The organism is Mycobacterium sp. NPDC051804 (assembly GCF_044452905.1).
GTDB lineage: Bacteria > Actinomycetota > Actinomycetes > Mycobacteriales > Mycobacteriaceae > Mycobacterium.
This window is the reverse complement of record NZ_JBITCD010000002.1, coordinates 950,539-963,020: the sequence shown is the minus strand read 5'-3', so window position 1 is coordinate 963,020 and position 12,482 is coordinate 950,539. Positions and strand designations below refer to the sequence as shown.

General features: G+C 64.2%; 12 protein-coding genes. 6 read left to right on the top strand and 6 right to left on the bottom strand.

Features of this window, described 5'->3' with window-relative positions; all coding sequences use genetic code 11:
- Positions 1–166 precede the first annotated feature (166 nt).
- On the top strand, positions 167–1,387 hold the full coding sequence (locus tag ACIA48_RS10340; RefSeq protein WP_396730359.1) for a CaiB/BaiF CoA transferase family protein: 1,221 nt from the start codon (positions 167–169) through the stop codon (positions 1,385–1,387).
- A gap of 12 nt (positions 1,388–1,399) precedes the next feature.
- Here the strand turns inward: ACIA48_RS10340 and ACIA48_RS10335 are convergent, their stop codons facing one another.
- From ACIA48_RS10335 to ACIA48_RS10325, 3 genes are read right to left on the bottom strand one after another with little or no spacing between them, the layout of a single operon-like run.
- Complete coding sequence (locus ACIA48_RS10335) at positions 1,400–2,518, bottom strand: thiolase family protein (protein ID WP_396730357.1); 1,119 nt, start codon at positions 2,516–2,518, stop codon at positions 1,400–1,402.
- Positions 2,515–2,748, bottom strand: coding sequence for a hypothetical protein (locus ACIA48_RS10330; protein ID WP_396730355.1), 234 nt, complete (start codon positions 2,746–2,748; stop codon positions 2,515–2,517). Before ACIA48_RS10330 ends, ACIA48_RS10335 begins: the two co-directional genes overlap by 4 nt.
- Positions 2,735–4,819, bottom strand: coding sequence for a CoA transferase (locus ACIA48_RS10325; RefSeq protein ID WP_396730353.1), 2,085 nt, complete (start codon positions 4,817–4,819; stop codon positions 2,735–2,737). Before ACIA48_RS10325 ends, ACIA48_RS10330 begins: the two co-directional genes overlap by 14 nt.
- Positions 4,820–4,949: 130 nt before the next feature.
- On the opposite strand from ACIA48_RS10325, the gene ACIA48_RS10320 reads away from it, so the two are divergent.
- Genes ACIA48_RS10320 through ACIA48_RS10310 form a run of 3 tightly spaced genes read left to right on the top strand, consistent with a single transcriptional unit; the run spans position 4,950 to position 7,832 of the window.
- Positions 4,950–6,164, top strand: coding sequence for a cytochrome P450 (locus ACIA48_RS10320; RefSeq protein ID WP_396730351.1), 1,215 nt, complete (start codon positions 4,950–4,952; stop codon positions 6,162–6,164).
- 25 nt (positions 6,165–6,189) lie between these two features.
- Positions 6,190–7,416 (top strand): cytochrome P450, encoded by a 1,227-nt coding sequence (locus tag ACIA48_RS10315; RefSeq protein ID WP_396730349.1) that lies wholly within the window; start codon positions 6,190–6,192, stop codon positions 7,414–7,416.
- Positions 7,413–7,832 (top strand): nuclear transport factor 2 family protein, encoded by a 420-nt coding sequence (locus ACIA48_RS10310; RefSeq protein ID WP_396730347.1) that lies wholly within the window; start codon positions 7,413–7,415, stop codon positions 7,830–7,832. Before ACIA48_RS10315 ends, ACIA48_RS10310 begins: the two co-directional genes overlap by 4 nt.
- On the opposite strand, the gene ACIA48_RS10305 is transcribed toward ACIA48_RS10310, so the two are convergent.
- Genes ACIA48_RS10305 through ACIA48_RS10295 form a run of 3 tightly spaced genes read right to left on the bottom strand, consistent with a single transcriptional unit; the run spans position 7,816 to position 10,509 of the window.
- Positions 7,816–8,892, bottom strand: coding sequence for an acyl-CoA dehydrogenase family protein (locus ACIA48_RS10305; protein ID WP_396730345.1), 1,077 nt, complete (start codon positions 8,890–8,892; stop codon positions 7,816–7,818). The genes ACIA48_RS10310 and ACIA48_RS10305 overlap by 17 nt on opposite strands.
- The gene (locus ACIA48_RS10300) at positions 8,882–10,075 is read right to left on the bottom strand and encodes an acyl-CoA dehydrogenase family protein (protein ID WP_396730343.1); all 1,194 of its coding nucleotides are present in this window, start codon (positions 10,073–10,075) and stop codon (positions 8,882–8,884) included. Before ACIA48_RS10300 ends, ACIA48_RS10305 begins: the two co-directional genes overlap by 11 nt.
- The gene (locus ACIA48_RS10295; RefSeq protein WP_396730341.1) at positions 10,072–10,509 is read right to left on the bottom strand and encodes an SRPBCC family protein; all 438 of its coding nucleotides are present in this window, start codon (positions 10,507–10,509) and stop codon (positions 10,072–10,074) included. The genes ACIA48_RS10300 and ACIA48_RS10295 overlap by 4 nt, the downstream gene beginning before the upstream one ends.
- A gap of 84 nt (positions 10,510–10,593) precedes the next feature.
- Between ACIA48_RS10295 and ACIA48_RS10290 the strand changes: the two genes are divergently transcribed.
- Together ACIA48_RS10290 and ACIA48_RS10285 are read left to right on the top strand one after the other, a co-directional pair.
- Positions 10,594–11,484 (top strand): enoyl-CoA hydratase/isomerase family protein, encoded by an 891-nt coding sequence (locus ACIA48_RS10290; protein ID WP_396730339.1) that lies wholly within the window; start codon positions 10,594–10,596, stop codon positions 11,482–11,484.
- Positions 11,485–11,569: 85 nt separating this feature from the next.
- On the top strand, positions 11,570–12,472 hold the full coding sequence (locus ACIA48_RS10285) for an SDR family NAD(P)-dependent oxidoreductase (RefSeq protein ID WP_396730337.1): 903 nt from the start codon (positions 11,570–11,572) through the stop codon (positions 12,470–12,472).
- The last annotated feature ends 10 nt before the right edge of the window (positions 12,473–12,482 follow it).

Genomic DNA, 12,482 nt, shown 5'->3' with positions numbered 1-12,482 from the left:
TATCGCAAATAAACAGATTATGTTCTATTGTTCATGGATGGCGACGGTCACGGACCCGCTGTCGGCGACCTCGGAAGCAACTTCGACCAGCCTCAGTTCGATCTCGATCTGCTGCTGACGCTCTGCTGACCCGCGGGCAATCCATCAACGGCTAGAAGGGAATTCGATGAGCGGACCCATGTCGGGTGTACGGGTGCTCGAAGTTGCTCAGTGGACGTTTGTGCCCGCTGCCGGCGCAGTGTTGGCAGACTGGGGCGCTGACGTCGTCAAGATCGAACATCCACAGACCGGTGACTCCCAGCGCGGCCTACGTCAACTGGGGCACATCACGATCGAGGGCGATCGAAACCCGGTGATGGAGCACGCAAACCGCGGGAAACGTTCGGTCGCATTGGACATGGCCACGCCGGACGGGCATGAGTTGCTGATGGACATCGCCCGCACGAGCGATGTGTTCCTCACCAACTTCTTGCCGGATGCCCGCAAGAAACTGCGGATCGACGTCGACGATCTGCGGGCGGTCAATCCCGACATCGTGTATGCGCGCGGCAGCGCCTATGGGCCGCTGGGGCCTGACGCCGGTACCGGTGGCTACGACATGACGGGATTTTGGAGCCGGGCCGCGGGGGCCGCCGGTTCGACGCCCTGCGATATCGACGGGGTGGTTCCGCAACCGGGCCCCGCGTACGGGGATTCGATCGGTGGAATGACGATCGCCGGCGGTATCGCCGCTGCGCTCTTCGAGCGTGAGCGCACGGGTCATGCTCGCGTGGTGGATATCTCGCTGTTGGGGGTGGGTGTGTGGGCTTCCGGCGTGGCGATCAACGCCGCGTTGGTCAGTGGTCAACCGTGGCAGACCAATCCTGCGGGAGCCAACGTCACCCCGAACAATCCATTGGTGGGGTTCTACCGGACCGCAGACGGGCGGTTCCTGGGGCTGTCCATGCTGCAGGGATTTCGCTACTTCGCTGAGTTCTGTCGCCGGGTGGGCGTTCCTGAACTGGCCGAGGATGAACGCTTTGCGACCCACCAGCTGCTCGGTGCCAACGGTGCAGAGGCGATAGCGGTGCTGCGCGCAACAATCGGCGCTCAGCCGCTGGCTCATTGGCGGGTCGCCCTGGAGGGTATCGACGGCCAATGGGCACCGGTGCAGACGACCGTCGAGGTGGCCGCCGACCCGCAGGTGCGCGCGAACGGCAATATCGTCACGGTGGATGACCAGGGAGCGAGTTTCGATCTCGTGGCAAGCCCCGTGCTTTTCGACGAAACCCCGCTGTCGTTAACGCCCATGCCCGAATTCGCCGCTGACACAGAGCAACTCATCTTGGATCTCGGTGGTGACTGGGACCGGATCCTCGCGCTCAAAGAGAGTGGCGCGATCGCGTAGAAGATCGCCAGGTCAGGCGCGCATCAGCGCCACGACGCAGGAGCCGCCACCGCCGACAGCTTGAGCCATCCCGACTCGTGGCTGCGCCACCTGCCTCGCTCCGGCCTCGCCGCGAAGCTGGGTGACGACTTCGGCAGCCTGAGCCAGACCGGTCGCTCCAAAAGCGTGGCCGCGGGCGATGCAGCCACCGTCGGTGTTCGTCGGCAGCGTTCCGTCGTGCGCGAGACCACCGGTCTGCGCGAGTGCGGCAACTCCCGCGGAGTCGGCCAATCCCATCGCGATGAGTGCAGTGATCTCCTCGCTGGCACACATGTCGTGGAGCGAGATCACGCCGATATCTCCCGGTTCGATGCCTGCGGTGGTGTATGCCCGTTCGGCGGTGAGCCTGAGTTGCGACGGCGGTCCTACGACGGGCCCGACAAGGGGCCAGGTCGGATCCGTAGGCCAGCTGGTCTGTTCGACCGCCAATACCGAGACCGAACGCGGGCGAGAGTCGCGCGTCACGACGACCGCCGCGGCGCCGTCAACCGAGGCATGGCACATCATCTTCGTCAGTGGCTCGGCCACCATCCGAGCAGAGAGGACATCCTCCACGGTCACCGCATCGGAGTTGCGCCGTACGGCAAGCGGATTCAGGCGGGCCTGGTTGTATGATTTCGCGGCCACAGCAGCGATCACCTCGGGTCCACAGCCGGCGTCGTGCAGCCAGCGTGCGGCCTCGATGGCATAGTGCGTCTGGGCGGGAAAGCGGTCCCAGAACCCGACAGCTGCGGGCACCACACCGCCGGGCTCCAGGGTGGTGGTCTTCTCGTAGCCGATCGCGAGAGCGGCAGTGCTTCGCCCCGAAGCGACTGCAGAGATCGCGTGTCTGAGCGCGACCATGCCACTCGCCGAGGCACTTTCGGTTGCGGTAACCGGAATCCCGGTGCGTCCCAATTCGAGTGCAACCTTGATGCCGGTCTGCGGGCCGGCCAGCGACGACGCGGTGAACACTTCACCGATGTCGGCGTAATCCAGCCCGGAGTCCTGCAGCGCTAGCCGCGCCGCTGTGACGCCGAGTTCGACCAGCGGGACGTCACGGTGTTTTCCGAACTCCGTCATACCGACACCGGCGAGATGAACGCCGGTCATCGGTCATCCGCCGTGAACATCTCGACTATCTGATCGTCGAAGGTGCGGCCCACCAACCGCCCCGTTGTTCCGGGCGTTGGACGGGGACCGTCCACGACCACTTGAAGTCGTTCGGTGCCGCTGTCGACCCAGGCCACGCTGTAACCCTCTGCGCCGAAGCCCGGCAGGGGTGACTTCGAGGGGATGAAAGTCGACGACCACACGGTCGCCAGACGGTCAGGCGGTGACATCGGCATCTGGCTTTCTCTCGTAGAGAGCATTCGAACTCCCCAGCGCGGGCGGTGGACTCAGCGGAATGGGACCTTCGCCGGCGAACCGCCAAGGGAGTCCGACCAATCGGGCGGTTCTCAGATCGGGATCCGGATGAGCGATCTCGGGGAAGAACCCTCGCTCGGCGAGGTGGCTGTCGTTCACCAGCTCGTCGGCGCGTCGGACCACGGCAGCCGAAATGCCCGCGCCCTCGAGTTTCAGTGCCGCTTCGTCGGCCCGATTGGTGCCGATGAGGGCGCGGACGAACTCGATGCTGTCTGCCTCGCACTGCCCTGCGGCCAGTTCGACTGCGACCCAGCGACCGTCGGTCGAACCGTGGACGAACCGTCGGACGTCGTCAGCCGTCGTCGTCTGTTCTGTCGACGCGGCGGCGACGTACTCGGCAACCGTCGACGCGACCACTTCGGCCATGGACAGATCGATCACTGTGCCGCCGGAGGGGTTTCGGTCCAGCGCCCACGCAGCGATCACCACGGCCCCGACGACCGACGACAGCGGGTCGGCCAGCACAGTGCCCAGACGAGCAGGAGATCCGTCGGCGGTCGTGCTCAGCGCCGCCAAACCGCCGTAACCCTGAACGTTGTTGGCGTACACCCGATATCCAGCCAGTGGTCCGTCGGAGCCGAATCCCGAGACTCGGAGAGTCAATCGGCCGGTGTCTGCGAGTTCCGCAGGGTCCATGCCGAGGCGCTTCAACCGAGACGATCCGACATTCTCGATGAGCACATCGGAGTCGGCAAGGATCTCGGCGACATCGGCGCCAGAGTGCTGCGGGTCGAGCAAGACGCTGTGCTTGGAGTGATTGGCCACGGCGTAGTACGCGCCACGCTCGGGGCCGGCGATCCCGTCGGCGAAAGGGCCGCTGCGGCGGTAGATATCCAAGCGGTTGGGATCTTCGAGTCGAACGACCGTTGCGCCCATCCCACCGAGCAACGCCCCGACGATGGGCCCGGCGAGCACGTGGGTGAGCTCGGCGATACGCAGTCCGGTGATTCCGGTGCCTCGCCTGCGGCCGGGGCGACCCGCAGCCCCCGTCCACGGTGGACCGAGCACGGTGATGTCGCGATCGTCGATGCGCGCGGATTGCAGCGCGCTGCGGTACGCCAACTGCGGGGAGTCCAACAATTCGCCGGGGTGATTGACCGGGGTGGAGGGGACGCCGTTGGCCTGCAACAAGGCGGCGCATTCGGCCTTGTTCTGATGTCTCGTCCATTCGGTGACCCGGGCGTTGATCAGGCCGGCATGCTCGATACGCGCGGCTCGTTCGTCGAGGCCTGCCGCCCAAGGGGGATCGCCGAAGGTCTTCCTCAACTGCTGCCACTGGTGATTCTCTACGGCAGTGATACGGACGAGTCCATCCTGACATTCGAAGACGCCCGACGGCGCCAGGTAACGTCCGCTGCCGGCGCGCCCGGGACACCGAAACATCGTGTGGGCGCACTCAGGGAGCGCAGCGGTGAAGATCACCGCCTCCTGCGCCGAGACGTCGACCACGACGGCTCCACCATCGTGGTTGTACCGGTCCAACCCGTGCAGTGCCGCCAGCGCCGCCACTGCCCCCACTGATTTGGATGCGACGTATCCTGGTGCAGGTACGGGTGTGCCGTCGACATCCTCGATGGTGGCCAGCAGGCCGCCGCTCGCCTGCGCGACGATCTCACCGCCCGGCCGCATACGGTGCCGCCCGTCCATTCCGAAGGCCGTGAGGTTGACGATGACGACCCCCTCGGTGGCGGACGGCTGCTCAGTCGCACCGTCGTTGATGACGATGTCGTAGTCGCCGAGGTCGGGTTCCTCCTCGGATGGCAGTGTCCGCTTCTGTCGGTCGAGGACGAGGTCGACGGCCGCTTGGGGACCCGCGGCAGTGTCGATGGCGGGCCCAGCACGGCGTGCAGTCGGTTGGGGAAGGCGGGCGACGTCGGCACCGAGGCTGGCCAGCAGGGCGGCGGCCGATGACCCCGCGATACCGTCACCAAGCTGCAATACGCGCACACCGGACAAGAATCCTGAGGAGGGCACGTCGTCGGTCACCCTTCATCAGCTCCTGACTGCGGCATGGCTATTTATACAATTGAACAACATTCGTTCTATTGATGTCCAACCACCCCGGGCACCCGCGGGTATTCACACATTCACACAAAATGTTCTATTGTTCAGAGTCATGGCGACGACCACGGCCCTCTCTGACGCCCGCTTCGACGATGCCTCGTTTTATCTGGGTGATCCGAATGCCACGTTTGCCCACTTGCGTGACACCGACCCGGTGCATTGGTACGAGCAGGGGCAGTTCTGGGTCGTGACGAAGTACGACGACATCAAGACCATTTCGGCGCGTCCGGAGAAGTTCTCCTCCGAGCGCATCGGGATCATGATGGACTTGATCGCGCACCGGGAAGGCCGCGATCCGCAGGGCTATGGGGCTCGCGGCATCATGTTCATGGATCCGCCCGAACACCGCGCACACCGCAAGGCGATCGGCGTCCGCTTCACCCCGGGTGCCGTCGCCAAACTCGAGACTCGCGTTCGTGAGGTGGTCGCCGCGATCTTCGATGACCTCCCCGACGGCGAATTCGACTGGATCGAACGCGTCGCTGAGCCGTTCCCGGTGTATGTCTTCGCCCATCTGCTGGGCGTGCCTGAGGCCGACTGGTCCAAGGTCGCCGGCTGGGCCACGACGATCGCGAAGGTCGGCAGCGGCGTCGCTGACGACGGCGACATGGAGACGATCTTCGGTGAGGTCGCCCCCTATCTCATGGAACTGGTTGCCGAGCGCGCCAAGGAACCGACCGATGATCTGCTGTCGATGCTCTCGCAGGTGCGCATCGACTCCGAACCGCTCAACGAGATCCAGGTGATGACCTACGCGCTGACGCTACTGGCCGCAGGCAGTGAGACTACGCAGAGTCTGATCGCCGGCATTGCTGCGTGCTTCGACATGCATCCTGATCAGGCACAGCAGGCGTTCGCGGATCCTGAGGTCGGCAACAACGCGGTCGAGGAGGTGCTGCGCTGGTGGACGCCGGTGATGAGCATGGCTCGACAGGCGGCGCAAGATGTCGATTTGCGCGGTGCCACGATCCGCGAAGGCGACGGGCTCCTCCTCGCCTATGCATCCGCCAACCGAGACGCTGACCATTGGGGTCCCACCGCCGAGGAATTCGATGTGCACCGTAGTGATGCCGCGGGACATCTGGGTTTCGGTGTGGGAGAGCATTTCTGTATGGGAGCAGCATTGGCCCGGCGCGAGGCCCGATTTGTCCTGGACGAAGTGATCAAGCGCGCCAAGGGTATTCACGTGACAGGCGAGGGCACCTTGCGTCCGTCGGCCTTGGTGCACACATACGATCGGCTGCCCGTCACGCTCGATTACCGCTGATCGCCTACGCGAAGGGCCGAGCGAGATGTCGGTGAGTGTTCACGCAGCCGGTTCCGGGGTGGAGTTCTTCAGTGACGCCACGATCCAGAACCCGTATCCGTACTACGCGCGGATCCGCGAACGCGGGCCGGTGCAGGAGGTCGCCGGCTCGGGCTTCTACGCGGTCTGCAGTTGGGACGCAGTGAACGAAGTCATCGGTCGCCCCGAAGACTTTTCATCCAATCTCACCGCCACGATGACGTACACCCCTGAGAGCGGGGTCGGCGCGTTCGAAATGGAAGGGTTAGGAGGGTCGTCCCACGTTCTCGCGACTGCGGACGACCCCGTCCACGCGATTCATCGGAAGATGCTTGTTCCCCAACTCGCAGCCAAGCGAATTCGGGCAACCGAGCGATTCGTCGCGGATACCGCTGCCAGCCTCTGGCGCGGCGGGGAGACGGATGGACGGATCGAGTGGATGAGCGCGATGGCCAACCGCCTCCCGATGATGGTGGTGACACGGCTGATTGGTGTTCCTGACGACGATGTCGACATGCTCATCGAGTCGGGTTATGCGACAACGCAATTACTCGACGGACTGATCGACGCCGATGGTCTCGCGGCCGCCGGAACAGCGGCGATCGAGTTAAGTGGCTACATCAGCGATTACTTTGCGCGAGCGGCCACCGACCCCGGCGACAACCTGCTTGGCGACCTCGCCACGGCGTGTGCGTCGGGAGCCCTCGACGACAACACCGCCCGGGTGATCATGCTGACCTTGTTCAGTGCGGGTGGTGAGTCGACGGCGTCGCTGTTGGGCAGCGCCGTCTGGATCTTGGCCACGCATCCTGACATCCAGCGTCAGCTTCGTGCTGATCCGGCCCTGCTGGGCGCATTCATCGAAGAGTCGTTGCGATTCGAGCCGCCCTTCCGAGGGCACTATCGGCACGTGGTCAATGACACCGCGCTAGGAGGCGTCGAACTGCCAGCCGGAAGCCGGTTGTTCTTGTTGTGGGGCGCGGCAAACCGGGATCCCGCACAGTTCGAAAGCCCGGATGACTTTCGACTGGATCGTCAGAAAGGCAAGGGTCACATCACTTTCGGCAAGGGTGCGCACTTCTGTGTCGGAGCGGCACTTGCTCGCCTCGAAGCTCGGCTCGTCCTGGAAATGCTGTTGGAACACACCGAATGGATCGTTCTCGCCGGGGCGGGACGCTGGCTTCCAAGCATTCTGGTGCGTCGTCTCGAGCGGTTGGAGCTCGCCGTCAAATGATCGGCCACACAGCTCTGTCGGCGATTCACGAGCTCTGCCAAGCCAAGGCGAGATACTGCAGGACGCTCGATACCAAAGATTGGGAAGTATTCGCCACGGTGCTGACGTCGGATGTCAGCCTCGACCTCAGTGACGGCAACCCGGACATCGAGCCCATCGTGGGCCGCGACAACGTCATCGCAGCGATCAGGGAATCAGTGGCAGGCGCCCGAACCGTGCACCAGGTCCACATCCCAGAAGTGGAGATATCGGGGGATGAAGCCCATGCCATATGGCCCGTGCAGGAGCGTGTCCTCTGGGACAACGGAACGTCGCTGACGGCCTTCGGGCACTACCACGATCGTTGGGTACGCACCGACGGACACTGGGCCCTCGCCGAGTCGAAACTCACCCATCTCATCATGGATTTCGGGTAGACGAGACTCTCGAATCGAGCCAGCGAGCGACGACCGAGCGGTGCAACGAGCGCGACCCGAGTTCGGCGATGCGGCTCGCGGCCCGTCGCAGATGCACGTGCGCGTCGTGTTCCCATGTGTAGGCGATTCCTCCGAAGACCTGGATGGCGCCTTCGGGAACTCGTCGCAGTGAGTCGATCGCCCAGAACGCGGCCAAGGACACGAGGGGTTCGGCGTCGGGGTGGTCGAGTTCGCAGGCGTCGGCAGCCCGATTCACCAGTGCACGAGCGACCTCGATCACCGAACGTTGGTCGGCCAGGCGGTGCTTGATCGCCTGTCGGGATCCGATCGGACGACCGAACGTGTTCCGCACCTTCGCATATTCGACCGCGGCGTCATTGGCGGCCGACGCGATCCCGATGACTTCCGCGATGGTGGCGAGCCGGCCGCGCATCAACGCCTTGCGGTGGCGCTCAACGGCATCAGAGCCTGAGCTGATCGGTAGCAACGCTGCTCCCGTCAGGGTGATGCTGCTGGTCGGGTTGTGGTCAAGCGGCTGTTGCGACTGCCGTCGCACACCGCCGTCGGCCGCGTCGACCACGCCCAACACGGGTTCTCCGTCGCGGCGCGTGAGGACGATCAGCCGCTGGGCTACCGCGCCGAATGACACCAAAGGCCAGGATCCCGTGACCTCGCACTCGCTGAGTGTCGCACCCACGTCCTCCAGAACGAGGCTGATGCCCTCGGCGCAGCGGTCTTCGCACCACGCGGCGGACGCGACTGAGGCCAGTGGAATCGGCAGGGCAACCGCACCGGCCGCCTCGGTGAGCACGCACAACTCGCGTATCCCTGCGCCTCCGCCGCCGCGGGGCTCGGAAACCAGCACGTCGGGCCAACCCATCTCGACAACTGCTTTCCACAGGTCCGTATCGAAAGCCGGTTCGCGGCCGTCAAGGAGGCGGCGGGTGCGCTCGACCGCCCACGCGTGGCTCAAGATGTCATCCGCCGTGGCCTGCAGCTCGCTGAGTTCTGCTGCGGTGTCCGCGATCTCGTTCAACGACGGTTCACGATCACGGGTCACGAGGCAGTCCCAGTAGTCTCTCGGCAATGACGTTTCGCTGGATCTCTGATGTTCCGGCACCGAACGTCGAGGCGCGCATCAGCAGATAGCTTTTGGCGACATTGCCCTTCTTCGCCGCACCGGGGGAACCAGGCAACAGCGTGCCAGCCGGACCGGCGAGATCAAGACCGAAGTTCGTCATCGCCTGGTCAACCTCCGAAGTCAACAATTTGGCGACAGACGCCTCGGGTCCTGGGCTCAGCCCGCGTACACCCGCGGCCGTCGCCTGCGCGGCGATCTGGCGTAGCGCCTCCACCTGCGCGGTGAAGCGCACCAACTGATCAGCGACGTACTCGTCGTCCAAACCGTTGTCACTGAGCGCATTCGGCTCCCTGGCCATCGATGTGAGGATGGCCAGGCGACGCTCGATCCGGTGCGTGCGGCTCTGGCCGACTCGCTCGTAGCCAAGCGTTGACTTCGCCACCCGCCAGCCTTCGTTCAACGGCCCGAGAACGCCGGCGAGCGGCACCCGCGCGTTGTCGAAGAAGACCTCGTTGAACTCGGCGTCGCCGGTGATCTGCCGAATGGGGCGCACCTCGATACCGTCGACCGCTAGGTCGGCCAGTACATAACTGATCCCGTCGTGTGCCGGGGCAGCGGGATCAGTTCGAACGAGCAGATAGATCTTGTTGGCGTACTGCGCCTTTGACGTCCACACCTTCTGCCCGCTGATCACCAGCTCGTCGCCATCGATGATGGCTCTTGTCCTCAGAGACGCCAGATCACTTCCCGCGTCGGGCTCGCTGAAGCCCTGGCACCAGACGTCCTCGGCGGAGAGGATGCGCGGCAGATACTGGACTCGCTGTTCGTCGGTGCCCCATTGAATGATCGTGGGACCGAGTTGATTTATGGCGCTCCGGTTGATCGGCTCAGGAGCGTGTACAGACGCCATTTCGGCGTTGAAGATCAACTGCTGCACCGGCGTTGCGCTGCGGCCGCCGAACTCCGTTGGCCAGGAGATCGCAGCCAGCCCGGCCTCGTGGAGACGGCTCTGCCAGGTGCGCATCCGATCCAGTCGGCCGGACTCGCCGCCTTCGCGTGAGCGCAGATCCGGGGTCAGTGCCGCGGCGAGGAAGTCGCAAACCTCGTCGCGGAAAATGCGATCCGACGACGCGAGCGGAACGCCGTAGTCGCGGTCGGTCACGTGGCCTCACGCGTCGACGAGGCGTCCGCCAGCCAGCCGGCCATCATCCCGTACACCGCCTCGATCGCTTCGCGCGCGGCGGTCTGCTCCTCGTCGGTGGTGCCCGCCGGGTCGTAGTCGACGTTCCACGTGACTGCCGCCGCGGCATCACCGGCGGGGCGCACGGAGACGAGCGCGTCGAATCGCGCGACGGGCAGGGGGTTGTCGGCGATTGAGTAGCCCAGCTCCATGCGGTCGGGATTCAAGCTCGTCAAGGTTTCGGAAACCGGTTTGGCTCCGCTCCCGTGGATCAAGCGGCGCATGCCGATGCCGTCGCCCTCGACCTCCACCGCTCCGGCCACAGGAATCCAATTCACGTCAGCGAAGTCCGCGACAATCGCCCACACGGTCGCCGGGGTCGCATCGACGTGCTTCGTGATGACGAGTTGCGGCATGCGAAGGAGAATATCACCGATGAAACAAATGATCGGATATTGTCTTAATGTTCAGGATCAGTGGTGGCGCGGAAGGCAAGACTCGTGGGTGACGACAAAGACAGCGAGTTCGAGGTCGACGAGGACTGGGTGACCTACGAGGTCGTCGAACCACACATCGCCTGCATAACGATCAATCGGCCCGACCGACGAAACGCCATCCTTTCCCCCGATATGCACGCGCTGTTCAAGGAGCGGTTGGACAGGGCAGAGGCGGACGACGAGGTCAAAGTCGTTGTGCTGGTGGCTCCGGGCAAGGACTTCTGCAGCGGAGACGACGTCCGGCGGTTGCCGGTTGAACAGGCTGGCTTGAAGAAGGGCACGAGGCTTCCCCAGACGGCCCGACTGGCCAACGCCCGACGTTTGCACCGCCACTTCACGAACTGGATGGAGTTCCCTAAAACCGTCATCGCCGCATGTCAGGGCGCGACGTTGGGTGCTGGGATGAATCTGGCCCTGGCCGCAGACATCCTCGTGGTCTCTGAGGACATGTACATCGCGAGGCCCCAGGCGCGAATCGGCTTCGCCGGCTTTTCCACCATCATGCCGCTGGCACTGCTCAAGCTCGGACCCAACCGCGGATACGAGGCGATGATCACCGGCCGCAAGGTCAAAGCCGCCGAACTCAAGGAGTGGGGGGTGGCTTCGTCGGTTGTCCCCGTAGACGGACTGCGCGAGGAGGCTATGCGTTACGCCCGAGCGATCGCCCATCACTCCGCCGACGGCCTGATGATCGGAAAGCATGCGCTGATCACCTTCTGGAACGCGGTGGGAATGGCCCAGTTCGGCGACTGGGTCCCGATGGGCCACAGCGTGTTCACCAACCTCGCGTGGCGCGAGGACGAGTTCAACTTCATGAAAGAGCGCACAATGCGCGGCGGCCGGGAAGCGATGGCCGAGCTCGAACGCAGGTATACGGAATGGGGCTTCGACTGAGTTGCGAAAAGCCCGGTAACAGCTATACAAATACTGTGCATGTGTTCTGTATGCTGGTCGGTGACTGATCGGTGAGGAGTCGATTATGGGAGTCCTGGACGGACGAAAGGCGCTGGTGACCGGTGCCGGGCGCGGAATCGGAGCGGCTGTCGCCGAGGGGTTGGCAGCCGAAGGGGCCACTGTGATGGTGTCCGACGCCGGTGTCGCGGTCGACGGCAGCGGCCATGATGCGGGTCCCGCCGAAAGTGTCGCCGCCGCGATCAACGAGCGCGGGGGTAAGGCGTTCTCCGACACCACCGACATCACCGATTTCGGCGCCTGCGAGGAACTGATCAACCGTGTCGCGTCGACGCTGGGCGGATTCGACATCATGGTCAATGCCGCTGGAATCCTTCGCGACAACATGATCTTCAAGATGAGTGAACAGGACTTTGACACCGTCGTTTCGGTTCATCTGAAGGGTACGTTCAACCTGACTCGGCATGCGGCTACGTGGTGGCGGGAGAACCGCGGCGGTCAGTATCGGTTGATCAACTTCACGTCGATGTCCGGTCTGCACGGCGCGCCCAGTCAGCCGAACTACGCCGCGGCCAAGATGGGAATCGTCGGACTCACGTACTCGTGTGCGAATGCGCTCGCAGGTTACGGGGTGCGCAGCAACGCCATCGCTCCGATCGCCGGCACCCGGATGACCCAGGGCATCAAGGGCGGGGGCAGTCTGGACTATTCGGCGGAGAATAAGCGACTCGCTCCGGAAAACGTTGTGCCGCCCGTGGTTTACCTGGCAAGTGAACAGTCCGAATGGCTCAATCGGCGCATTATCTTCGCGGGTAACGGACGGATCAGCTTGATGACCAACCCGGTATTCGAACGCGAGATCGTGTCCGCGTCGGGCACCTGGGACATCCCGACGGCGTTCGCCGAGATCGAGGCGTCGTTCAAGGGCTCGGTGTCCCCGAACATCTTCGACAAGCCCCCCGCCAGCTGATCGGAATCGA

What these genes read in the sequence shown, in the direction of transcription:
- ACIA48_RS10340 (WP_396730359.1), top strand. Translation starts at nt 167, where the DNA reads ATGAGCGGACCCATGTCGGGTGTACGGGTGCTCGAAGTTGCTCAGTGG.
- ACIA48_RS10335 (WP_396730357.1), bottom strand. Translation starts at nt 2,518, where the DNA reads ATGACCGGCGTTCATCTCGCCGGTGTCGGTATGACGGAGTTCGGAAAA.
- ACIA48_RS10330 (WP_396730355.1), bottom strand. Translation starts at nt 2,748, where the DNA reads ATGTCACCGCCTGACCGTCTGGCGACCGTGTGGTCGTCGACTTTCATC.
- ACIA48_RS10320 (WP_396730351.1), top strand. Translation starts at nt 4,950, where the DNA reads ATGGCGACGACCACGGCCCTCTCTGACGCCCGCTTCGACGATGCCTCG.
- ACIA48_RS10315 (WP_396730349.1), top strand. Translation starts at nt 6,190, where the DNA reads ATGTCGGTGAGTGTTCACGCAGCCGGTTCCGGGGTGGAGTTCTTCAGT.
- ACIA48_RS10310 (WP_396730347.1), top strand. Translation starts at nt 7,413, where the DNA reads ATGATCGGCCACACAGCTCTGTCGGCGATTCACGAGCTCTGCCAAGCC.
- ACIA48_RS10295 (WP_396730341.1), bottom strand. Translation starts at nt 10,509, where the DNA reads ATGCCGCAACTCGTCATCACGAAGCACGTCGATGCGACCCCGGCGACC.
- ACIA48_RS10285 (WP_396730337.1), top strand. Translation starts at nt 11,570, where the DNA reads ATGGGAGTCCTGGACGGACGAAAGGCGCTGGTGACCGGTGCCGGGCGC.